The following is a 23,100-nucleotide window of genomic DNA, read 5'->3' as shown; positions in this document are numbered from 1 at the left end:
GATGGCAGAAACCAAAATTGTTGTCGGCCCGCAGCCGTTCAGCGTAGGAGAAGAGTACCCGTGGCTGGCTGAGCGTGACGAAGACGGTGCAGTGGTCACGTTTACCGGTAAGGTGCGCAACCATAACCTGGGTGACAGCGTCAAAGCATTAACCCTCGAACACTATCCGGGGATGACTGAAAAAGCACTGGCAGAAATCGTTGATGAAGCGCGTAACCGCTGGCCGCTGGGGCGCGTCACGGTGATTCACCGCATCGGGGAATTATGGCCGGGCGATGAAATCGTTTTTGTCGGTGTCACCAGTGCGCATCGCAGCAGTGCGTTTGAAGCCGGGCAGTTTATTATGGATTATCTCAAAACCCGCGCACCGTTCTGGAAGCGCGAAGCCACGCCGGAAGGCGACCGCTGGGTTGAAGCCCGGGAGAGCGATCAGCAGGCGGCAAAACGCTGGTAGTTTTTTGTTAGCCGGATAAGGCACCGCTGCGTCCGGCAATTTCACCGCTCAGTACATGCGTTTACGCTGCGTCGATGCACAGCCTCATCATTTTGCAGTATCCTTAAGATATTCCTTATATCTTCAGGAGATCGTCATGGACAGATTCCCACGTTCTGATTCAATCGTACAACCCCGGGCTGGCTTGCAAACTTATATGGCGCAAGTCTATGGCTGGATGACCGTTGGCTTGTTGCTGACCGCATTTGTTGCCTGGTATGCGGCTAATTCCGCGGCCGTGATGGAGCTGTTGTTCACTAACCGTGTCTTTTTAATCGGTCTGATCATCGCGCAATTAGCATTGGTTATTGTGTTATCAGCGATGATTCAAAAGCTGAGCGCAGGTGTAACGACGATGCTCTTTATGCTTTATTCGGCGCTGACGGGTCTTACGCTTTCCAGTATATTCATTGTCTATACCGCTGCTTCTATCGCCAGTACTTTCGTCGTTACTGCCGGGATGTTCGGCGCAATGAGCCTGTACGGTTACACCACGAAGCGCGATTTAAGTGGCTTTGGCAATATGCTGTTTATGGCGTTAATCGGCATTGTGCTGGCATCGCTGGTCAACTTCTGGCTGAAAAGCGAAGCATTGATGTGGGCAGTTACCTACATCGGCGTGATTGTCTTTGTCGGATTGACGGCGTATGACACTCAGAAATTGAAAAATATGGGTGAGCAGATTGATACCCGCGACACGTCGAACCTGCGCAAATATTCCATTCTTGGCGCGTTAACCTTGTATCTGGACTTCATCAACCTGTTCCTGATGTTGTTACGGATCTTCGGCAACCGCCGTTAATTCTTTTTCACCATCACTATCCCGGCCATGTGTCGGGATTTTTTTCTTACTAAAAACGACACTTAACAAGTACCAGGTATAAAATATGCCTTATGAGCGAGCGGAATCGTTTTCCGTATCCATAAATACAAAAGTATTTTGTATGCGTGGTTTTAAATTTATTGATGGTGAATATTAATATTTTTTCTAAGGACAACTAAAAGAATGGAATCATACTCGCAAAACAGCAATAAATTAGATTTTCAGCACGAGGCCAGGATATAAAACGGTATATGGCTCATTACCGCTTTAGGTTTGGTGGCAACCGCAGGACTAGCCTGGGGAGCTAAGTATCTCGAAATTACGGCAACCAAATATGATTCACCACCAATGTATGTCGCTATAGGGTTATTATTACTTTGTATGTATGGCTTAAGTAAGGATATCAACAAGATAAATGCCGCCATCGCGGGCGTAATATATCTGTTTTTACTCTCTTTGGTGGCGATTGTCGTTGCAAGTTTAGTTCCTGTATATGCCATTATCATCGTGTTCAGCACTGCGGGCGCGATGTTTTTAATCAGTATGCTGGCCGGTTTATTATTTAATGTTGAGCCTGGTTCTCACCGTTTTATCATTATGATGACGTTGACAGGGTTGGCCCTGGTAATCATCGTGAATGCGGCATTAATGAGTGAACGGCCCATTTGGGTAATAAGTTGCTTAATGATTGTGTTATGGCCAGGCATTATCTCGCATGGACGAAATAAGCTCCTTGAACTGGCAGGAAAATGCCATAGTGAAGAGTTGTGGAGTCCGGTTCGTTGCGCTTTTACAGGTGCATTAACACTCTATTACTATTTTATCGGCTTCTTTGGGATACTTGCCGCGATAGCTATAACGCTTGTCTGGCAAAGGCATACGTGTTTTTTTCATTAGCCGTAAATGCACATACTAAAGAACTTAACTAAACTTCACATCGCCGCTTCATTTTTCGCCCGTAGCCCAGTACAAAGAAATAGTTCACGCTTTGACCAAGTAACAGCCAGATAATCGCCCCCATTACCATCCAGTTAACGCTGGAAATCAGCATCTGAGCGAGGGCGAATTTCCATGAAGGCAGCACCAGCTTTTGCCCTTTGATGGTCATATGGCGGTGCTTCGCGAAAGCGCAAAACCACAAATAAACCGCGATAATCATCAGTAAGCCAATGCCGAGAATACGCAGCGTAGTTTGATCGACATACCAGTGATCCGGCAACTCCACCACGCCTGCGGTAAAGATAATCCCTGCCAGTAAAATATAGCCCAGCCAGTTGGTGGTAATACTGAGCGAGAAAATCCGCGTAATAGTGCTACCGGGCAACCCCAGACGAGAGTACAAACGATAGCGCATACCAATGCCGCCGACCCAGGTACTGAGCGTCAGGTTGAAGGCGTAGCAGATAAACGACACCAGCATCACCTGGCGCTTCGCCAGTTTGTGACCGCAGTAAAAGCGGGCGAGCAGGTCATAGCAGCCGTAAATCAGATAGCTGACGACCACCAGCGACCGCACTAAGCAGCGCAACGCGATTGTAGTCGCGGATGACCTTCCAGACCTCTTCCCAGTCCACTTTTTTGGCGTAGACCACCAGCAACACAATCACCGCGATAAAAAACAGCCAGGTGAGGATCTTCTTTGCTAAGCGCCAGCGCGGGTGTGATTTACTCATCAGGGTTTTACCCCCGTGTTTTCAGTTTCTACCCGATCCTGCGTTTCCATTGTCGGTTGTGCGGGCGGATCAACCTGCGCCAGACGTGGCGTGTGTGCCGGAAGCCAGCCAACCAGCGCCGGGAAGTGGCGTAAAAAGTGGAACGCCAGCACGCTTTTGGTCAGGTTCCACCAGGTGCGTTTGGGCAGCATGGTTTCATCCACCTGCTGACAATCTGCGGCGATAATGCCGTTCAGATTATCGCGCAGCGTCTGGTTAAAATTACGATCGTGGATGATGACATTTGCTTCGAGATTCAGTGACAAACTGAGCGGATCGAGATTACTGGACCCTACTGTCGCCCAGTGATCGTCCATCAATGCTACTTTGCCGTGGAGCGGGCGGCGGCGGTACTCAAACACCTGAACGCCGCCTTTAACCAGATAGTTATACAGCAAGCGCGCGCCGACTCTGACAATCGGCATATCCGGTTCGCCCTGAATGATCAGTTTGATCCGCACCCCGCGGCGTGCCGCTTTACGCAAGGCGTGTAAAAATCGATAGCCGGGGAAGAAGTAGGCGTTGGCGATAATGACTTCCCGCCGCGCCTGAGTGAGCATTTTCAGATAGTGGCGTTCTATATCATCGCGGTGTTCTTCGTTATCGCGCCAGACCAGCAATACCTGCGCGTCTCCCGGCTGGCGGTTCTCTTCCGCTTTGTGATGACGTCGCCACCAGCGTCGTGCCGCGCTCTGTCCAGGCAGGTTTTCCAGCTCAAACTGGAGAATATCTTCGACAATCGGCCCTTCAAGGCGTACCGCGTAATCCTGTTTAGCCTCTGGACCGTAGCTGGACATATGCTCGGCGGAGTAATTCAGCCCGCCAATAAAGGCGATACGCGCGTCGATCACCACAATTTTGCGATGCATCCGGCGAAACACATTGGTGCGCATACCAAAAAGGCGAGGGCGGGGATCGTAGTAGCGGAACACTACGCCAGCTGCCGTCAGTTCATTGACAAACTCATCGCTGAGATCCGGCGAACCGTAGCCATCCAGCAAGACTTCCGCTTTAACCCCGCGTTGCGCTGCTGCCAGTAGTGCCGCATGCAGCTGTTTGCCGACGTTATCCTCAAACCAGATAAACGTTTCAAGAATGATGCGTTCTTGTGCCTCGCCAATCGCCTTAAACACCGCGGGATAATATTGCTCGCCGTTTTCCAGCAACTGGATCTTATTGCCTTCGCGCCAGCTACATTTCATAAATGAATCTCCGCACTTAAAGGGGCATGATCAGAAAGGTGTCGCCATGTCCGCAGCGGCAACGCGGTTGGCGCGCTGGCGCTGGCATTTTTGACGTAGATCCTGTCCAGTCGTAGTAGAGGAAATTGCACCGGAAACGTGCGCGCCGGGCGTCCGTGGGCGCGGGTAAAAATCTCATCCAGTCCGGCCTGCACTTTTAACGGATGATTAGCTTTTTGCCGCCAGTCATTGAAATCACCCGCCACCAATACCGGTTCGCCGTCCGGTAGCTCATTCACCCATTCGGCGAGCATCGCAAGCTGCGCCTGACGGTGCGCCTCACGCAGGCCCAGATGTACGCACATCACATGAATCGCTTTTCCGGTCATCGGCGGCACAATGCGGCAGTAGAGCACGCCGCGCTTTTCCGCACCATCGACCGAAACATCGCGATTCTCATAATGTTCAATGGGATAACGCGACAGTACGGCGTTGCCGTGATGCCCTTCCGGGTATACGGCATTGCGACCGTAGGCAAAATCGCTCCACATAGTGTCGGCGAGAAACTCGTAGTGCGAGGTATCGGGCCAGTTTTCCACATGCAGCGGATGAACTTCGTGCGCGCCCATCACTTCCTGCAGGCAAACAATATCGGCGCTGACGGTACGCACGGCATCGCGAAGTTCCGGCAAAATGAAGCGTCGGTTAAACGCGGTAAAGCCTTTGTGAATGTTGATGGTGAGCACCTTGAACGAAAATTGTTGTGTTTGATCGGGCATAATTTTCCTGTCTTTGCCTCTTATCTCATTGAAATAGTGTAGTCGGCGTCACAAAAAGGTGCGGTCTTACGGAATTTTCCGTAAAGTTCGGTACTCTGAGTAAGTAGAGATAAATTCTTCAGGAGAGAAGCCATGAAGTGGCAACAACGTGTTCGTGTCGCAACGGGTCTAAGTTGCTGGCAGATTATGTTGCATTTACTGGTAGTGGCGCTGCTGGTGGTGGGCTGGATGAGTAAGACTCTGGTTCACGTCGGCGTGGGATTATGCGCACTGTATTGTGTCACGGTAGTGATGATGCTGGTGTTTCAGCGCCACCCCGAGCAACGCTGGCGTGAGGTGGCAGACGTGCTGGAAGAGCTGACCACGACCTGGTATTTTGGCGCAGCGCTGATTGTGCTGTGGCTGTTGTCCCGCGTACTGGAAAACAACTTTTTGCTGGCAATTGCAGGGCTGGCGATCCTTGCTGGCCCGGCGGTAGTGTCTTTGCTGGCGAAAGATAAGAAGTTACATCACCTTACGTCTAAACATCGCGTACGCCGCTGACCCTGTCGTGGCCGTTATCACCAGTAGCGGCCACAAACTATTCCACACAATATCCAGACTCGCATCCTTCAAATAAATCTGCTTGGTAATGTCCGTAAAGTGGCGAATAGGGTTAATCCACGTCAGGTTTTGCAGCCATACTGGCATGTTTTCCACCGGAGAAACGTAACCGGAAAGGAGAATGGCGGGCATCATAAAAACAAACACGCCGATAAACGCCTGCTGTTGTGTCGAGCAGAGTGATGAAATCAACAGACCGAATCCCACCAGCGATAAACCGTAAATCACCATCGTAAAGTAGAACAGCGCCAGCGATCCGGCGAAGGGGATTTGATACGCCCAGATACCAATCGCCAGCACAATGGTGGCCTGGAAGGTGGCGACAATTAACGCCGGTACGGCTTTGCCGATGAAGATCTGCCAGGTGGTGAGCGGCGAAACCAGTAGCTGATCGAGCGTACCTTGTTCACGTTCGCGGGCGACGGAAAGTGAAGTGACGATCATTACGCCGATAGTGGTGATCATGGCGATCAGCGACGGCACCACAAACCATTTGTAGTCAAGATTCGGGTTATACCAGTTGCGTACCACCAGCTCGCTGTTGTTAGGTTTCGGTTTTCCTTCCAGCAGCTCCTGCTGATAATTTTTGACGATCTGTTGCAGGTAGTTGGCGGCAATTTGCGCACTGTTGGAGTTACGCCCGTCGAGGATCAACTGCAACGGCGCGGTCTGGAAGGTATCCAGTTTGCGCGAGAAGTCAGCCGGGAAACGCACCAGTAGTAACGCCTTTTGTGTGTCGATGGTTGGGCGGATCTCCTGTGGGCTTTTCAGCAGCAGCACATGGGTAAAGGCGCTGGCGCGGGCAAAACGTTGGGTCAGCTCCACCGAATGCTCGCCGTTATCTTCATCGTAGATGGCGATGGTGGCGTTAGTCACTTCCAGCGTGGCGGCGAACGGGAACAGGATCACCTGAATAAGCACAGGTAAAATCAGAATCGCGCGGGTTTGTGGTTCGCGCAGCAACGACTGCAACTCTTTGCGGATTAACGTCCATAAGCGATGAAACATGCTCTTCTCCCTAATCCAGCCGACGTTTGGTTTTCAGCCACGTCAGGCCGATAAACATCACCGCCGAAGCGATCAAAAACAGCACGTTTACCACCAGCACCACTGGAATATTCCCGGCGAGGAACAGGCTTTGCAGGGTGCTGACGAAATAACGAGCGGGAATAATGTACGTCACCGCGCGGATCACCGCGGGCATACTGTCGATCTGAAAAATAAAGCCGGAAAGCATAATCGACGGCAGGAACGCGGCGTTCAGGGCGACCTGAGCGGCATTGAACTGGTTGCGGGTAATCGTGGAAATCAGCAGCCCCATCCCCAGGGTACTGAGTAAAAACAGGCTGGAGATAAAAAACAGAATAAGCAGCGAACCGCGATACGGCACGCCGAGAATAAACACTGACACCAGCATACACAGCAGCATCGCCAGCATCCCGAGAAAGTAATAAGGGATCAGCTTACACAGCAGCAGTTCCGTGCGGGTAATCTCCGTAGAGAGCAGAGCCTCCATGGTGCCGCGTTCCCATTCTCGCGCCACCACCAGCGAGGTGAGAATCGCGCCGATGACCGTCATGATGATGGTCACTGCACCGGGGATAATGAAGTGCTGGCTAATCGCCGCCGGGTTAAACCAGTAGCGGGTTTGTACATCAATAAGCGGTTCAAAAGTCTGCCCGTTGTCCTCCGCTCGCTGCATTTGCCAGATCTGCCAGATCTGCCAGATCCCTTCGACATACCCCTGTACAAAGTTAGCGGTATTCGGCTCACTGCCGTCGGTGATCACCTGAATCGGTGCGGTGGCGTTGGCGCGCTCCATCTGTTCCGCAAAATCCACCGGAATAACCACCAGACCGCGAATTTTCCCCGCCTGCATTTTGGCGATCAGTTCCTGACGGTTATCGCTGATGGTGGCGTCGATGTAGGGCGAACCGGTCATGGTGTGGGTGAAATCCAGCGCCGCTTCGCTACGCTGTTCCAGCAAGATCCCGACCCGCAGCTTGCTGGAGTCGAGGTTAATGCCATAACCAAAAATAAACAGCAGTAGCAGTGGGATCACTACCGCAATCAGCCAGCTACTCGGATCGCGAACGATCTGCCGCGTCTCTTTGACGCACAGCGCCCGCACGCGACGCCAGGAAAGGATCGGGTTACTCATTGCTATGCTCCTTATCCCAGTCGTGGATCAACTGAATAAAGGCTTGCTCCATGGTGGGATCGGGTTGCTCATCGTTAGCCGACTGTGCTTTCAAATCGTCCGGCGTACCGCTGGCGATTAATTTCCCACGGTACACCAGGCCGATGCGGTCGCAATATTCCGCTTCATCCATAAAGTGGGTGGTGACCATCACCGTGACGCCTTTCTCTACCATGCTGTTGATATGTAGCCAAAATTCACGGCGGGTGAGGGGATCAACGCCGGACGTCGGTTCGTCGAGAAACAGAATGTCCGGTTCATGCATCAGCGAACAGGCCAGCGCCAGCCGCTGTTTAAAACCTAATGGCAGTTCATCGGTGGCGTGGGAGGCGATACTTTTCAGGCCGAACGCCTCGCTCATGCGGGAGATTTTTTCGTTCTGCGCCCGACCGCGTAAGCCATACACACCAGAGAAAAAGCGTAAATTCTGTTCGACCGTCAGGTTACCGTAGAGCGAAAACTTTTGCGCCATATAGCCGAGATGCTGGCGCGCTTTACCAGAACTCTCTTTCAGATCCATCCCCAGTACCAGCGCCTGACCAGAGGTCGGCACCAGCAAACCGCACATCATCTTAAAGGTGGTCGATTTGCCCGCGCCGTTTGGCCCCAGCAAACCAAAAATCTCCCCGCGTTTAACGGCAAAGTTGACGTGATCGGTGGCGGCAAAATCACCAAATTTCTTGGTCAGTTCTTTCGCTTCGATCACCGTCTCGCCGGGTGTGCCTTCTACCGTATGTAATATTGCGCCCAGCGGCGATTCCGAGGTTCCGGCACCGCCCAGCAAATCAATAAACGCATCTTCAAAACGCGGCGTAGTTTCGTTGATGTTGATTTCCGGCATCCCGTCGGCATGGCGAATATCGTCTGGTGTGGTCTCTTTTTTGAGGATCAGACGTACCGATTTCCCCTGAATCATGCCGTCGCTGACCTGCGGCAGTTTCAATGCCCGTTGCAACAGTTTGCGGTTGCCCTCGTGTGGACTTGTCATCAGAAAGCTGCGTCCGGCCATGGTTTGTGTCAGGGCTTTTGGTTCCCCCTGATACAGCAACTCGCCTTCATTCATCAGTAACACGTCACGGCACTGCTCGGCTTCGTCGAGATACGAGGTACTCCAGAGGATTAACATCCCTTCGCCTGCCAGCTCATGCACCATCTGCCACAGTTCGCGCCGTGAGATAGGGTCAACGCCGACGCCGGGTTCATCGAGCAGCAACACTTTCGGTTCGCCCACCAGGGTACAGGCCAGGCCGAGTTTTTGTTTCATCCCACCGGAGAGCTTGCCCGCCAGGCGTCCGGTAAACGGCCCAAGAGACGTAAACTCCAGCAGGCGAGCAAAAGTTTGCTTACGTGCCTCGCCGGTGACGCTGCGCAAATCCGCGTACAGATTGAGGTTCTCCATCACCGTGAGATCTTCATACAGACCAAATTTCTGCGGCATATAGCCGAGCACGGCGTGCAGCGCGCCGTCGTTTTTGATTGGATCAAAGCCAATCACCGTGGCATTGCCGCTGTCGGGTTTCAGTAATCCCGCCAGCATCCGCATTAGCGTGGTTTTACCTGCACCATCCGGCCCCACCAGCCCCGTCACATAACCGGCGTGAATGGTACAATCGAGCGGCGCGACGGCGGGCTTGTCCATGCCCGGAAAGCGTTTTTCCAGGCCGTTCAGCGTGATAACGGCATCATTCATGTCCTGCCTCGTTACCGAATTGCACCGTCACCGGCATTCCCTGGCGTAACGCATCATCGGCGTCGGTCACCACAATACGCAGGCGATAGACGAGGTCGGTACGCAGATCCGGTGTTTCGACGGTTTTCGGGGTAAATTCAGCAGTCGGCGAAACGAAACCAATCTGCCCGTGATACGGCTTGTCCGGGCGACCATCGGTATAAAGCAGCACTTTGCGCCCCGGCTGGGCCTGGTCAAGATACCGTTCATCAACATAAGCGCGCACCCACACCGGACGCGTTAGTGAAACGGTAAACACCGTGCCACCTTCATTGAGGACCGTGCCTGGCTCCACCGCGCGCGTTAACAGCGTGCCATCAGACGGGGCTATCAACGTTGAGTCCTGTAAATTCAACTCCGCCTGCGCCAGTTGCGCCTGCGCCTGTTCGAGGCTGGCTTTCGCCTGGGCGATGTCCTGTTCACGGTTACCGGAACGGTACTGACGCAATTTATCCTGTGCTGATTTCAGCGTTGCCTGCGCCTGGTCGCGCGAGGAGCGGGCATTTTCCAGGTCATTTGCCGAAATAGTGCGGCTTTTCCACAGTCCTTGCTGGCGGTTATAGAAGTTCTGCGCATAGTCATAGGCGGCTTGCGCCTGTTTCACCGCTGCGGCGGCCTGAGCGATTTCTTCATCGCGATACCCGGCAAGCATCAGATCATACTGCGCCTGTGCCACCGAGACGCCCGCTTTCGCCTGCATCAGGGCAATCTCATACGGCTTGTGATCCAGTTCGCCCAGCACCTGGCCCGCTTTGATAGCATCACCTTCGTCCACCGCCAGCGATTCAACGCGCCCCCCAACACGGAAACTAAGATTCACCGTACGAATATCCACGTTGCCATACAGCGTCAGGCCGTTATCCTGGCGGCTTTGATACCACCAGTAGCCTCCGGCAACCACGGCGGCAAGTACCACTACCGCCAGTTCGATCACGACAGGTTTTTTCATCACTACAAACTCCTTTGCGATAATCCTTGCAAAATCAGGTCGATATGACAGGTCACCGTCTGGTTGATCAGTTCGGTCTTTTCTTCATCGAACGCGGTCCAGCCGGTACGTAACAGAATTGTTTCTTTGCCAAGACGGAACGCCAGAATCTCACCAATCAACGCATGGGTATGAAGGATCATGCGGGTGTCATTGGCGTCGCTGCCGGTCCAGGCGGCAATCAGGCGTGTCAGGTGGCTGTGTAGCGGACTAATCACCTGTTCGTGCACCAGGTGGTAGGCTGCCGTGGGAGAGAGCTGCTCACGGGAGATAAACTTGCTGAGGTTGACGGTGTCATCCTGGGTGAGCAGCTTAATCATGTTCCTGCAGGCGCGAAGGAGCAGTTCACGGATGGCAGCCCGATCAGGCTGTGGTTGGGCGAACAAGCGTTCGGCTTCCTCGGCATGCGGACGGAACTGCTCGCCAATAAAATCGGCAATCCACTGGGCGCAGGCGAGGTACAAATCTTCTTTCGAACCGAAGTAGTAGGTGATGGCAGCGATATTCTGCCCGGCTTGGGCGGCTATCTCGCGGGTGGTGGCGTTCATTCCATATTCACCAAACTGCGCCAGTGCGGCAGCAATCAGCTGTTTTTTCGCCTGTTCACCCTTGATTGTCATGGCAGGATTATTCATCGCACAGTCCATTCTTAATCAAATGATTGATTAAGATTATGACTCCATATGGGAGTTGTCCAGTATGGCTAAGAATTTTAGCTACGCCAGTCACAGGGATAATTTATGCGCTGCGTCACAAAAACTGCTACACTCCGCTCGCTCATGACATTGTGGTTTTTGTCATTTTCCTTTTCAGTATCTCCCTGAAAACTACACCGGTAACGGTCGGGGCGGTTCGGAGTAGTCATGTCTTTCGATTATTTGGGTTTAAGCCCTGATATCCTGCGCGCCGTTGCCGAGCAGGGTTACCGTGAACCCACCCCTATTCAGCAGCAGGCGATCCCTGCGGTGCTGGAAGGCCGCGACCTGATGGCTAGCGCCCAGACCGGCACCGGCAAAACAGCGGGCTTTACGCTGCCGCTGTTGCAACACCTGATCACTCGCCAGCCGCACGCCAAAGGGCGTCGTCCGGTACGTGCGCTCATTCTTACCCCGACCCGTGAACTGGCGGCGCAGATTGGCGAAAACGTCCGTGATTACAGCAAATACCTGAACATTCGTTCGCTGGTGGTGTTTGGTGGTGTGAGTATTAACCCGCAGATGATGAAACTGCGTGGCGGCGTTGATGTGCTGGTGGCAACGCCGGGACGTTTGCTGGACCTGGAACATCAGAATGCAGTGAAGCTGGATCAGGTTGAAATCCTCGTCCTCGATGAAGCTGACCGCATGCTCGACATGGGCTTTATCCACGATATCCGTCGCGTGTTAACAAAACTACCTGCGAAGCGCCAGAACCTGTTATTCTCCGCGACCTTCTCTGACGATATTAAAGCCCTGGCGGAAAAACTGTTGCACAACCCGCTGGAAATCGAAGTGGCACGCCGCAATACCGCGTCTGATCAGGTGACCCAGCACGTTCACTTTGTCGATAAGAAACGCAAACGCGAATTGCTGTCGCACATGATTGGGAAAGGGAACTGGCAGCAGGTGCTGGTGTTTACCCGTACCAAACACGGCGCTAACCATCTGGCTGAACAGCTCAATAAAGATGGCATCCGTAGTGCGGCGATCCACGGCAATAAATCGCAAGGTGCGCGTACTCGTGCGCTGGCTGATTTTAAATCGGGCGATATTCGTGTACTGGTGGCAACTGACATCGCTGCGCGCGGCCTGGATATTGAAGAGCTGCCGCACGTCGTCAACTATGAACTGCCAAACGTACCGGAAGATTATGTCCATCGTATCGGGCGTACCGGTCGTGCGGCTGCTACCGGTGAAGCGTTGTCGCTGGTGTGTGTTGATGAACACAAACTGCTGCGTGATATCGAAAAACTGCTGAAAAAAGAGATCCCGCGCATTGCGATTCCGGGCTATGAGCCGGACCCGTCAATCAAAGCCGAACCGATCCAGAACGGTCGCCAGCAACGTGGCGGCGGCGGTCGTGGGCAAGGTGGTGGTCGCGGTCAACAGCAACCACGCCGTGGGGAAGGTGGCGCAAAATCTGCAAGCGCGAAACCTGCAGAAAAACCGTCTCGCCGCCTCGGCGATGCCAAACCGGCAGGCGAACAACAACGTCGCCGCCGTCCGCGTAAACCTGCCGCTGCGCAGTAATCTTTTATGCCGGGCTATGCCCGGCATCAGGCTGATGAACAAACGCAAAACTGCCTGATGCGCTACGCTTATCAGGCCTACGTGAACTCTGCAATATATTGAATTTGCATGCTTTTGTAGGCCGGATAAGGCGTTTACGCCGCATCCGGCATTTCACAACAAGCACTTGTCAGCAATTTGAGAACACGGGAAAAAATTTATCTGTTTTACCGCCCATAAGCCACCGAGACGTTACTTCTCTATAGCCAATTGTTCTCGCAACTCCATTAAAAGGTAGCCCAGTCGATTCTTGCCCTTACCATTACCACCGTCTCCCCAGTAAGCATCGTTTTCCGTATGCTCAACCAGTTTTGCGGGCGCGGTTGCCAGCAAGAGCACACGCAGTTCTGCATGCTGTTCGAATTTAGCACGAAGTGCTTTACGCATCACCTGTTCTTTAACCGACTCCCAGTTTTTACGAAGTGGCTTGGAACGATTACGCCCCATGCGAGCGGCGACCATGGGGGAAGAAACCCGACGGATCTCTTCGCGGTATTTTTCATCAAGGAATTTTTGTGCCTGAAAATAGTGTTCGGAGGTGGGCCAGGTTTTCCCGTCAACCTTGATGGGCCAGGCGGCAAAGTTAGAAAAATCACCGTAGTCATCGCTGGTGCTGTAGAAATTTATGATGGTGTCTTGCATGACGTGTTGGATCCTTTGTGCTCGAACGGGCATTAAACCGCATTATGTTGGTGGTTATTGCGAGCCGCTTTCCAGAAACAGAAAAACCATTACCCCTGAAAACCGAAAAATGCCACAATATTGGCTGTTTATACAGTATTTCAGGTTTTCTCATGGCATTAACCGCCGCGCTTAAAGCGCAAATTGCCGCCTGGTATAAGGCGCTTCAGGAACAGATCCCCGACTTTATTCCCCGTGTGCCGCAGCGGCAGATGATTGCGGACGTCGCCAAAACGCTGGCCGGAGAAGAAGGGCGGCATCTGGCGATTGAAGCCCCCACCGGCGTTGGGAAAACGCTCTCCTATTTGATCCCCGGCATCGCCATTGCCCGCGAAGAGCAAAAAACGCTGGTGGTGAGTACCGCCAACGTGGCGTTGCAGGATCAGATTTACAGCAAAGATTTACCGCTGCTGAAAAAGATCATTCCCGATCTTAAATTCACTGCCGCTTTCGGGCGTGGGCGCTACGTTTGTCCGCGTAATCTGACGGCGCTCGCCAGCACTGAACCCACGCAACAGGATCTGCTGGCGTTTCTTGACGACGAACTGACGGCAAATAATCAGGAAGAGCAAAAACGTTGTGCGAAGCTGAAGGGCGATCTCGACACTTATAGATGGGATGGTCTGCGCGATCATACGGATATCGCTATAGATGATGATCTCTGGCGTCGTTTGAGTACCGACAAAGCCAGCTGCCTCAACCGTAACTGTTACTACTATCGTGAATGCCCGTTTTTTGTTGCTCGTCGGGAGATTCAGGAAGCGGAAGTGGTGGTGGCAAACCATGCGCTGGTGATGGCGGCGATGGAAAGCGAAGCCGTACTGCCTGACCCGAAAAATCTGCTGCTGGTGCTGGACGAAGGTCATCACCTGCCAGATGTGGCCCGGGATGCGCTGGAGATGAGCGCTGAAATCACCGCGCCCTGGTATCGACTACAGCTGGACTTGTTCACGAAACTGGTCGCTACCTGCATGGAGCAGTTTCGCCCGAAGACCATCCCACCGCTGGCGATCCCTGAACGTTTGAATGCGCATTGTGAAGAGTTGTATGAGCTTATCGCCTCGTTAAACAACATTCTCAATCTCTACATGCCTGCCGGGCAGGAGGCAGAGCACCGTTTTGCGATGGGCGAACTGCCTGATGAAGTGCTGGAGATCTGCCAGCGGCTGGCAAAACTCACCGAGATGCTGCGTGGTCTGGCGGAGTTATTTCTTAACGATTTAAGTGAGAAAACCGGCAGCCATGACATTGTACGCCTGCATCGGTTGATTTTGCAGATGAACCGCGCGTTGGGGATGTTCGAGGCGCAAAGCAAACTCTGGCGGCTGGCGTCTCTGGCGCAATCTTCCGGTGCGCCGGTGACCAAATGGGCGACGCGGGAAGAGCGCGAAGGGCAACTGCATCTCTGGTTTCACTGCGTGGGGATACGTGTCAGCGATCAGCTGGAAAGGCTGCTGTGGCGCAGTATTCCGCACATTATTGTCACCTCCGCAACCTTGCGTTCGCTGAATAGTTTTTCGCGTTTGCAGGAGATGAGTGGTCTGAAAGAGAAAGCGGGCGACCGTTTTGTGGCGCTGGATTCCCCCTTTAACCACTGCGAACAGGGCAAAATTGTTATTCCCCGGATGCGCGTTGAGCCTTCCATCGACAACGAAGAGCAGCATATTGCCGAAATGGCGGCCTTTTTCCGTAAGCAGGTGGAGAGCAAAAAACATCTCGGTATGTTGGTACTGTTTGCCAGCGGACGGGCGATGCAGCGCTTTCTCGACTATGTGACGGATTTACGTCTGATGTTGCTGGTTCAGGGCGATCAGCCGCGTTACCGTTTAGTTGAACTGCACCGCAAACGCGTCGCCAACGGTGAGCGCAGCGTGCTGGTGGGCTTACAGTCATTTGCCGAAGGGCTTGATTTGAAAGGTGATCTGCTCAGCCAGGTGCATATCCACAAAATCGCTTTTCCGCCCATCGACAGCCCCGTGGTGATCACCGAAGGGGAATGGCTGAAAAGCCTCAACCGCTATCCGTTTGAGGTGCAAAGCCTGCCGAGCGCCTCGTTTAACCTGATTCAGCAGGTTGGGCGACTGATTCGAAGCCACGGTTGCTGGGGCGAAGTGGTTATCTACGACAAACGCTTGCTGACCAAAAATTATGGCAAGCGACTACTGGATGCATTACCGGTATTTCCGATAGAGCAACCGGAAGTCCCTGAAGGTATAGTTAAAAAGAAAGAAAAAACGAAATCCCCACGCCGTCGGCGGCGTTAATGATGTGAGTCAGGTAAGGAGTCGTAAATGGACTATCGCAAAATCATTAAAGAGATCGGGCGCGGGAAAAACCACGCGCGCGATTTAGACCGGGATACTGCGCGCGGTCTGTATGCTCATATGCTCAATGGTGAAGTCCCTGACCTTGAGTTGGGCGGCGTATTGATTGCGCTGCGTATCAAAGGAGAAGGGGAAGCAGAGATGCTCGGCTTTTACGAAGCCATGCAAAATCACACCATCAAGCTGACGCCGCCAGCAGGCAAGCCGATGCCGATTGTCATCCCCAGTTACAACGGCGCGCGTAAACAGGCCAACCTGACGCCGTTGTTGGCGATTCTCCTGCACAAACTCGGTTTTCCTGTGGTGGTTCACGGGGTTAGCGAAGATCCAACCCGCGTGCTGACTGAAACCATTTTTGAATTGATGGGTATTACGCCAACGTTGCACGGCGGGCAGGCGCAGGCGAAGCTCGACGAACATCAACCGGTGTTTATGCCAGTCGGCGCGTTTTGCCCGCCGCTGGAAAAACAACTGGCGATGCGCTGGCGGATGGGCGTGCGTAACAGTGCACATACCCTGGCGAAACTGGCGACGCCATTTGCCGAAGGTGCGGCGCTGCGTCTTTCCAGCGTTTCGCATCCGGAATATATTGGACGCGTCGCGAAGTTCTTTAGCGATATCGGCGGGCGGGCGCTACTAATGCATGGTACTGAAGGTGAAGTGTATGCTAATCCGCAGCGCTGCCCGCAGATCAATCTCATTGACCGTGAAGGGATGCGGGTGCTGTATGAAAAACAGGACACTGCTGGTAGCGAGTTACTGCCACAAGCAAAAGATCCGGAAACCACGGCGCAGTGGATTGAGCGTTGCCTTGCTGGCAGCGAACCGATTCCCGAATCGCTGAAAATCCAGATGGTTTGCTGCCTGGTGGCTATGGGTGAAGCGGCAACTATCAGCGACGGCCTGGCGCGCGTTAATCAGGCATTTTAATTCTTTTCTCAGCCGGATGAGCCATGTCATCCGGCTTTTACCCCACCGCAATATGAAATTCCTGCATCTTTATTGACCTTCCCACGCCCGGCGTGCAGCATAAAAATACAACAAACACATAACATAAACAGGAGTTAACCATGGAAAGTGGTCATCGCTTTGATGCTCAGACGCTGCACAGTTTTATTCAGGCTGTATTTCGTCAGATGGGTAGCGAGGAACAAGAAGCGAAATTAGTTGCCGATCATTTAATCGCGGCAAACCTGGCAGGGCATGATTCACATGGTATTGGCATGATCCCAAGCTATGTACGCTCCTGGAGTCAGGGGCACCTGCAAATTAACCATCATGCCAAAACCGTTAAAGAGGCGGGGGCGGCGGTCACGCTCGATGGCGATCGCGCATTTGGTCAGGTCGCGGCACATGAAGCGATGGCGCTGGGGATTGAGAAAGCGCATCAGCACGGTATTGCCGCCGTGGCGCTACATAACTCGCATCATATCGGCCGTATCGGTTACTGGGCGGAGCAGTGTGCAGCGGCGGGGTTTGTCTCTATCCACTTTGTTAGCGTGGTCGGTATTCCAATGGTCGCGCCGTTCCACGGTCGCGACAGCCGCTTTGGCACCAATCCGTTCTGTGTGGTTTTCCCTCGTAAAGATAATTTCCCGCTGTTGCTTGATTACGCCACCAGCGCCATTGCATTTGGCAAAACCCGCGTCGCCTGGCATAAAGGCGTCCCCGTGCCGCCAGGTTGCCTGATTGACGTTAACGGCGTGCCGACGACCAATCCGGCGGTAATGCAGGAGTCGCCGTTGGGTTCGCTGTTGACCTTTGCCGAACATAAAGGCTACGCCCTTGCAGCGATGTGTGAAATTCTTGGCGGGGCGCTTTCCGGCGGTAAAACGACGCATCAGGAAACGTTACAAACCAGTCCCGATGCCATTCTTAACTGCATGACCACTATCATCATCAACCCGGAACTCTTCGGCGCGCCGGATTGTAACGCGCAGACCGAAGCCTTTGCCGAGTGGGTGAAAGCCTCGCCACATGATGATGATAAGCCGATTTTGCTACCGGGCGAGTGGGAAGTGAACACGCGTCGCGAACGGCAGAAGCAGGGGATTCCACTGGATGCGGGAAGCTGGCAGGCCATTTGTGATGCAGCGCGGCAGATTGGTATGCCGGAAGAGACGTTGCAGGCTTTCTGTCAGCAGTTAGCCAGCTAAAAAAAAGCCCGTCCAGTGGCGGACGGGCAAACAAGGGTAACATAGGATCAATGAGGGTTAGAGCATATGCGTCTGTCGGCAAACAGACAGGGAAATACTTGTGCTGGACGTAGCGTAAACGCCTGATCCGTCCAACGGTTCGGATTTTGTAGGCCTGATAAGACGCGGTAGCGTCGCATCAGGCATCTGTTGCCGGATGCGGCGTAAACGCCTTATCCGTCCTACGAATTACTTATAAATTACCGCAGTACCGCTTAATTTATTGTTGTTGGTGGCGGAAGTGATGCTGTATCCACTGGCACCGGCTGCCGCGGCTTTCTCAGCCAGTTTCGCTTCCAGGGCATCGAGGGTGGATGCGCCATCGGCAGAAACCACGCCGATTTTATTCATGTTCTGTGCCTGGGATGCCGTTATCGGTTCCGCCGCGAACACGCCAAATGACAGAGTTGAAAGAGCCATAGCAGCAACAACAGTATTGATAGTTTTCATAATTAATCTCTCGCAGGTGATTTTTGTATAAGTGACGTTGTTTCGTCGATGTGATGAGTATCACGTTTTTTTACGAGAGATAAAATCGAAGAGAATTGACCGCCTTGTTCAAATAAATTGATTGATATCTAACATACTGATAAACCATTTATTTGTTGTACTTATGAACTTGTTTTATACCGCGTGGCAGTCACAGCAGCGTTAAAGGCACGGAATGCCACGCAAAATAAAAATTATACTCGCTATGCATCTCGCCAGTTGTAGTTAACGTAACTGGCTGTCTTTCGAACCTCTGCGATTATATCCTGTATAAGCTGGTTTTTGTAAATCTTTCTCCTGCTGACAATGAATACATAAGCGCACGCCAGGAATGGCTTCCCGACGGGCCTGCGGGATGGGGGCACCGCACTCTTCACATTCATCCAGGCTTTCGCCGCGCGGAATTTCACCCCGAGCGCGGGCAATCGCATCTTCAATTGTACTGTTGATCTGTTCGTTGACGGCGTCATCGTTAGCCCAACCGGATGCCATATCGACCTCCCCATATCAATACTTGTACAGTTAAGTGTAGCTAATCCAGGGACGAACTCGGGCAGTTCAAGCATCAGATCTCCGACCATTCCCGCAGCAGATTATGATAAAGATTAAGCAGCGACAGGATCTCTTCACTTTCGCCGTAGCGGCTTTTCAGCGACTGAATATTGTTGTCCAGTTCAAACAGCATGGCGCGCTTTTTATCATCGCGGATCATCGACTGGATCCACATAAATGATGCCACTCGTACGCCGCGGGTTACGGGTGGCACGCAATGCTGGCTGCTGGAGGGATACAACACGAGATCGCCTGCCGGGAGTTTTACCCGATGTTGTCCGAAGGTGTCATTAACGACCAGTTCGCCGCCGTCGTAGCTTTGTGGATCGCTTAAAAACAGCGTGGCAGAAAGGTCAGTACGCATCCAGCCGTTTTGTGGATGGCTGCGTACTGCGCCATCCACATGGAAACCATAGGTTTCATTGTTCTGATAGCGATTAAACAGCGGCGTGGAAAGGGTACGCGGCAAGGCCGCGGCAAAGAACAAAGCATGTTGGTTAACCGCGTTCAGCACCTCATTTTGCAGGGCGGCGTATAACGTGCTGCGGGTGTCGACCTGTTGATTGTTCTTAACTTGCGCACCTTGTGCGCCGGTGGTGACGCGTCCATCCACCCATTCGGCTTGTTCCAGTTGTTCGCGAAACCGGGCGACGTCCTGTGGCGATAACACGCCGGGAATGTGGTACATCATACAAGTTCTCCAAAAAGTGGGGCCTGCGCCCCACATCTGAATCAGAAATGCATATTGGCTGTGAGCAAGAAGGTTCTTGGCTCGCCCGGGTGATAACGGTAGCCGCTCTTGTTGATTGAGGCGACGTAATCAGTATCAAACAGGTTGTAGACGTTTAGCTGGAAGTCGAGATTGCGATTAACCCGATACCCCAGTTTGGCATCGGCGACCCAGTAACCTTCGGTAAATGCTGGCGTTCCCACCGCGCCGTCTGAACCTTTATGCATACTGCCGATATAGCGTGCGCCCGCGCCAACAGAGATATCGTCGGTTGCCTGATATTGGCTCCATAAGGTGAAGGCGTGCTCCGGGGTATACGGCAGCGATGAGGAACCATCCTGGGCAACATCTTTGCCGTTTTTGATGGTTGCTTTTTGCTGGGTATAGCCGCCAATCACCTGCCACGCGGGAGTGATATTCCCGGCCACGGATATCTCATAGCCTTCGACGCGTTTCTTACCGTATTGCGAGTAAGTTCCGTCATCATTTTGCTCAACTTCATTTTCGATATCAGTACGGAACAGCGCGGCGGTGAGCAACAGACGTTTATCCAGAACCTGCCATTTGGTGCCAATCTCGCTGGTGTTGGCTTTTTGCGGTTTAAAATCGGTGCGGTTGGCACTGTTACCGCTGCCAGACTGCGCAAGGGCGAAGTTGTTGCCGCCCGGAGGCTGCTGGGAAACGGCATAGTTAATATAGACATTGCCGTTTTCCGTCAGGTGATACAGCGCCCCGGCTTTCCAGTTCATCAGATTGCCCGACTTGGCGGTGTCGACGGTGGTGACCGGAGAACCTTTTGCCACACCAGTTGGGCAGGTGATGGCACCGCGTCCGCTGCCGCCGCAGGCGGTGGCACTGTCATATTCAGTATGATAATTATCCAGACGGATCCCGCCGTTCAGCTCAAAATCACGGGTGATTTGCAGCGTATCAAAGGCGTAAATTGCGAAGGTATCCGTCTGACCATTGGCGTTTGCGCCGTTGCGCGTCAGGCCGCCGGGATGAATGCTGCTGTCAGGATGATAAATATTTACCGCGGGTAACGTCACCGGATTAACGCCGTAGTTAGTCTGCGTTTCACGGGTAAATTCCACGCCGGTACTGACATCATGACCGATAGAACCGGTATAGAACGTCGAGGTCAGGTTGGTCTGGTTGGTGAGAATTTTATTACTCACATCTTTGGTATTCGCCGTGCGTGACCAGGTTCAGCTATTCACATCGCTGGTGGGCTGAGTAATATTCGACGCCCCGCCCATAATCGCCGTCATCAGGTAATCCTGCTTTACGCGCGACCAACGGGTAGTATTGCGAATGGTGGTGTTATCGTTGATGTCGTGCTCAAAACGCATGGTGGCGGTGTCGGTGGTCGAATCGTCGTAATCGGAATCCGTGCCGTAAAAGTTATGAGTATCAACTTTTCCGGAATGATTCAGGGCCGCCGTTCCCGCAGATGGGGCAGAATAGCCCGGCAAACCGATGGTCGGAATGCCGCCGTCTGGCGTGTTGTGCTGGGTGACATGCAGATAATTAAGATACAAACGATTCGCTGTACCAAGGCCAAAAGCGACAGAAGGGGCGACGCCGTAACGCTCATTTTTGACTTTGTCGCGTCCGGCATCGTGCGTTTTTTCGCCCATTACATTCAGGCGCACCGCGGTGGTATCACCAATGACCTGATTGACGTCCAGCGTGCCGCGGCGGAACCAGGCGCTGCCAATACTGGCGGAGGCGTCAATGCCGGAATCATTGCGCGGCTGTTTGCTGATCATATTGATCGAGCCCGTCGGTGCGCTGCGCCCGTAGTCGGTGCCGGACGGCCCTTTAATCACTTCGACCTGCTCGGTATTGAAGGTGTCGCGCGAGACGCTGCCGATATCGCGAATGCCATCAATATAAATACTGTTAGAGGTATCGGCACCACGCATATAAATGGCGTCGCCAGTGGTGGAGTTACCGTTCTCACCCGCAAAAAACGCACCCACGCCGGGGTAATGCCAGTCAGTTAAGCAACTGACTGGCTCTTTTTCGGGGCTGTGGGGTATTTCCAGGGCCTCTCCTTTACCACTCTCGGGAAGGCCCTTTCCCTTCTCGTCGGTAATTTCACAAGTTGTCCCATACTTGCAAGATCGCGCATCAGCTCCGGTATACGTCCCGGTGAAGCGCCCTGCAATGTCATCAGCATTCTCATCACCATTCCGCATGATTCTGAGAAACTCAGTTGATTCGGCCAGTAACCTTTCAGATGTTCCGCCATTTTAATCATCTGATATCTCACCAGATTATAAGCCAGTAAGACACCCCACAGCTCTTGCTCCACAAGCTCCGGCTTTTTACTTCTCAGCGTCAGCCTGCTCAGTTGCATCGTCTGTTTTATCTCCCTGTATCCCAGTTCGATTTCCCAGCGATGACTGTACAGATCCGCCATTTCTCCTCCGGGGAAGCGCATGGCGTCCGTCATCGACGTCAGCAGATGGCAGACTTTTCCTTTGCGCGTCACGGTCAGCAGGCGGGCTGTCACTTCATTTCCCAGTCCCGGCCACTTTTTTCGTGCCTGCGGGCTGGTTTTCAGCTTCACCAGATGATCGCCTTTACCCAGTTTTCTGAGCTCTTCATATTGCGCTCCCTTTCTGAGAGGTATCATCCAGTGGCGGTGTTCTCCCGCCAGGCTCCAGGCATTTAACAGTCCCAGTGAGTAATAACCTTTATCCATTAACGTCAGAGTGTTATCGCCGGTTTGTTCTATAAGTTGCTCAGCAAGCTCATTTTCGCTGTTCTTCATCGTGCCGAAGGCTGCAGCCGTCAGCAGATGGCTGGTCAGTTCCATCTGGCAGACCATTTTGACCTGCGGGTAGAGCGCCGGGTTCCCGGCATGTGTCTGGCGGGGGAAGGCTGCATCGTTCTCTGGTGTATCCGGTGTGCGCCAGAACACACCATCGATGGCCAGCAGGGTCAGGCCGCACCAGTGCGGATGCGGCGTGGCGTTATGCCAGAGCTGCGCTGTTTTCGTGAACACGCGGCGGACAGCCTCACTTCCCAGGCGCTGGCGGGCCTGAATAACGGCACTGGGGGCAACGAAGGGGCGATTGCCCGGCAGCATGATGTCCAGGCGATTCACAATCTGGTGAAGAGGTTCTTTACGCTCAAGCGCCATGCCAACAATACACCAGACCATCATTTCGAGGGGAAGACGGCGCTTGCGTAGCGTTACAGTACCTGATTCGGCAAGGCAACGAGAGATGAGTTCGGGGTCGAGGTAATCCCCCAGAGAAGTCAGTGGGTTACGCAGAGAATCGTAACGGGATACCAGATCAAGAGCCTGTCCAATGTGCATAAAAAAATCCGGAAACAAGT

Annotated in this window: 21 protein-coding genes and 2 pseudogenes; 9 read left to right on the top strand and 14 right to left on the bottom strand. The window is 53.1% G+C overall.

The genetic code is table 11. The features are described 5' to 3' along the window. Position 1 precedes the first annotated feature (1 nt). From moaE to C1P89_RS11555, 3 genes are all read left to right on the top strand, one after another. A complete protein-coding gene (gene moaE / locus C1P89_RS11565; RefSeq protein WP_000852287.1) occupies positions 2-454 on the top strand; it encodes a molybdopterin synthase catalytic subunit MoaE in 453 nt (150 codons plus the stop codon). Between the two features lie 136 nt (positions 455-590). After that, positions 591-1,295, top strand: coding sequence for a Bax inhibitor-1/YccA family protein (locus C1P89_RS11560; protein WP_000373624.1), 705 nt, complete (start codon positions 591-593; stop codon positions 1,293-1,295). A gap of 270 nt (positions 1,296-1,565) precedes the next feature. Continuing rightward, positions 1,566-2,213 carry a Bax inhibitor-1/YccA family protein gene (locus C1P89_RS11555; RefSeq protein WP_241559682.1) on the top strand — a complete coding sequence of 216 codons (648 nt, stop codon included), beginning with the start codon at positions 1,566-1,568 and terminating at the stop codon, positions 2,211-2,213. A 64-nt stretch (positions 2,214-2,277) separates the two neighbouring features. Here the strand turns inward: C1P89_RS11555 and C1P89_RS11550 are convergent. From C1P89_RS11550 to C1P89_RS11540, 3 genes and pseudogenes are all read right to left on the bottom strand, one after another. Then, positions 2,278-2,989 (bottom strand): annotated as a pseudogene (locus C1P89_RS11550) (lysylphosphatidylglycerol synthase transmembrane domain-containing protein); the annotation flags it as partial. After that, on the bottom strand, positions 2,989-4,230 hold the full coding sequence (gene clsB / locus C1P89_RS11545) for a cardiolipin synthase ClsB (RefSeq protein ID WP_000650359.1): 1,242 nt from the start codon (positions 4,228-4,230) through the stop codon (positions 2,989-2,991). The pseudogene C1P89_RS11550 and the gene clsB, both read right to left, overlap by 1 nt. Beyond that, positions 4,227-4,988, bottom strand: a complete 762-nt coding sequence (locus C1P89_RS11540) for an endonuclease/exonuclease/phosphatase family protein (RefSeq protein WP_001113348.1) — start codon at positions 4,986-4,988, stop codon at positions 4,227-4,229. The genes clsB and C1P89_RS11540 overlap by 4 nt, the downstream gene beginning before the upstream one ends. A 132-nt stretch (positions 4,989-5,120) precedes the next feature. On the opposite strand from C1P89_RS11540, the gene C1P89_RS11535 reads away from it, so the two are divergent. Then, entirely contained in the window at positions 5,121-5,531 is a 411-nt protein-coding gene (locus tag C1P89_RS11535; protein ID WP_000871982.1) for a YbhQ family protein, read from the top strand. Here the strand turns inward: C1P89_RS11535 and C1P89_RS11530 are convergent. Genes C1P89_RS11530 through cecR form a run of 5 tightly spaced genes read right to left on the bottom strand, consistent with a single transcriptional unit; the run spans position 5,493 to position 11,143 of the window. After that, positions 5,493-6,599, bottom strand: coding sequence for an ABC transporter permease (locus C1P89_RS11530; RefSeq protein WP_000469031.1), 1,107 nt, complete (start codon positions 6,597-6,599; stop codon positions 5,493-5,495). The genes C1P89_RS11535 and C1P89_RS11530 overlap by 39 nt on opposite strands. 10 nt (positions 6,600-6,609) lie before the next feature. Beyond that, a complete protein-coding gene (locus C1P89_RS11525; RefSeq protein ID WP_000070120.1) occupies positions 6,610-7,752 on the bottom strand; it encodes an ABC transporter permease in 1,143 nt (380 codons plus the stop codon). After that, entirely contained in the window at positions 7,745-9,481 is a 1,737-nt protein-coding gene (locus tag C1P89_RS11520) for an ATP-binding cassette domain-containing protein (protein WP_000996101.1), read from the bottom strand. Before C1P89_RS11520 ends, C1P89_RS11525 begins: the two co-directional genes overlap by 8 nt. Beyond that, a complete protein-coding gene (hlyD, locus tag C1P89_RS11515; RefSeq protein WP_005141802.1) occupies positions 9,474-10,469 on the bottom strand; it encodes a secretion protein HlyD in 996 nt (331 codons plus the stop codon). Before hlyD ends, C1P89_RS11520 begins: the two co-directional genes overlap by 8 nt. 2 nt (positions 10,470-10,471) lie before the next feature. Beyond that, positions 10,472-11,143: a DNA-binding transcriptional regulator CecR gene (gene cecR / locus C1P89_RS11510; RefSeq protein WP_005139573.1), complete on the bottom strand. Its 672-nt coding sequence runs from the start codon at positions 11,141-11,143 to the stop codon at positions 10,472-10,474. Between the two features lie 228 nt (positions 11,144-11,371). Here cecR and rhlE point away from each other — a divergent pair, with 228 nt between their 5' ends. Further along, positions 11,372-12,736 carry an ATP-dependent RNA helicase RhlE gene (rhlE, locus tag C1P89_RS11505; RefSeq protein WP_000007173.1) on the top strand — a complete coding sequence of 455 codons (1,365 nt, stop codon included), beginning with the start codon at positions 11,372-11,374 and terminating at the stop codon, positions 12,734-12,736. A gap of 231 nt (positions 12,737-12,967) precedes the next feature. Here rhlE and ybiA read toward each other — a convergent pair whose 3' ends face one another. After that, on the bottom strand, positions 12,968-13,450 hold the full coding sequence (gene ybiA / locus C1P89_RS11500) for an N-glycosidase YbiA (RefSeq protein WP_001145133.1): 483 nt from the start codon (positions 13,448-13,450) through the stop codon (positions 12,968-12,970). Between the two features lie 119 nt (positions 13,451-13,569). On the opposite strand from ybiA, the gene dinG reads away from it, so the two are divergent. From dinG to ybiE, 4 genes are all read left to right on the top strand, one after another. Continuing rightward, complete coding sequence (gene dinG, locus C1P89_RS11495) at positions 13,570-15,720, top strand: ATP-dependent DNA helicase DinG (RefSeq protein WP_005141805.1); 2,151 nt, start codon at positions 13,570-13,572, stop codon at positions 15,718-15,720. A gap of 27 nt (positions 15,721-15,747) precedes the next feature. Beyond that, complete coding sequence (gene ybiB, locus C1P89_RS11490; RefSeq protein WP_000386529.1) at positions 15,748-16,710, top strand: DNA-binding protein YbiB; 963 nt, start codon at positions 15,748-15,750, stop codon at positions 16,708-16,710. 140 nt (positions 16,711-16,850) lie between these two features. Further along, complete coding sequence (gene hcxB, locus C1P89_RS11485) at positions 16,851-17,936, top strand: hydroxycarboxylate dehydrogenase HcXB (RefSeq protein WP_000443530.1); 1,086 nt, start codon at positions 16,851-16,853, stop codon at positions 17,934-17,936. A 66-nt stretch (positions 17,937-18,002) separates the two neighbouring features. Continuing rightward, positions 18,003-18,062, top strand: a complete 60-nt coding sequence (gene ybiE / locus C1P89_RS25945; protein ID WP_211180490.1) for a protein YbiE — start codon at positions 18,003-18,005, stop codon at positions 18,060-18,062. Between the two features lie 102 nt (positions 18,063-18,164). Here ybiE and ybiJ read toward each other — a convergent pair whose 3' ends face one another. From ybiJ to C1P89_RS11460, 5 genes and pseudogenes are all read right to left on the bottom strand, one after another. Further along, positions 18,165-18,425, bottom strand: a complete 261-nt coding sequence (gene ybiJ, locus C1P89_RS11480) for a DUF1471 family protein YbiJ (RefSeq protein WP_000849298.1) — start codon at positions 18,423-18,425, stop codon at positions 18,165-18,167. 264 nt (positions 18,426-18,689) lie between these two features. Then, positions 18,690-18,956, bottom strand: coding sequence for a C4-type zinc finger protein YbiI (ybiI, locus tag C1P89_RS11475; protein WP_000146343.1), 267 nt, complete (start codon positions 18,954-18,956; stop codon positions 18,690-18,692). 73 nt (positions 18,957-19,029) lie between these two features. Next, entirely contained in the window at positions 19,030-19,707 is a 678-nt protein-coding gene (gene ybiX / locus C1P89_RS11470; RefSeq protein WP_000990181.1) for a PKHD-type hydroxylase YbiX, read from the bottom strand. A gap of 41 nt (positions 19,708-19,748) precedes the next feature. Further along, positions 19,749-21,737 (bottom strand): annotated as a pseudogene (locus C1P89_RS11465) (catecholate siderophore receptor Fiu); the annotation flags it as partial. A gap of 14 nt (positions 21,738-21,751) precedes the next feature. After that, positions 21,752-23,098 carry an IS4-like element IS4 family transposase gene (locus tag C1P89_RS11460; protein ID WP_000483769.1) on the bottom strand — a complete coding sequence of 449 codons (1,347 nt, stop codon included), beginning with the start codon at positions 23,096-23,098 and terminating at the stop codon, positions 21,752-21,754. Between the last annotated feature and the right edge of the window lie 2 nt (positions 23,099-23,100).

The sequence above is a fragment of the Shigella sonnei genome (assembly GCF_002950395.1).
GTDB lineage: Bacteria > Pseudomonadota > Gammaproteobacteria > Enterobacterales > Enterobacteriaceae > ECMA0423.
Note: the sequence above shows the minus strand (reverse complement) of the source record. Positions and strands in the feature narration are given on the sequence as shown.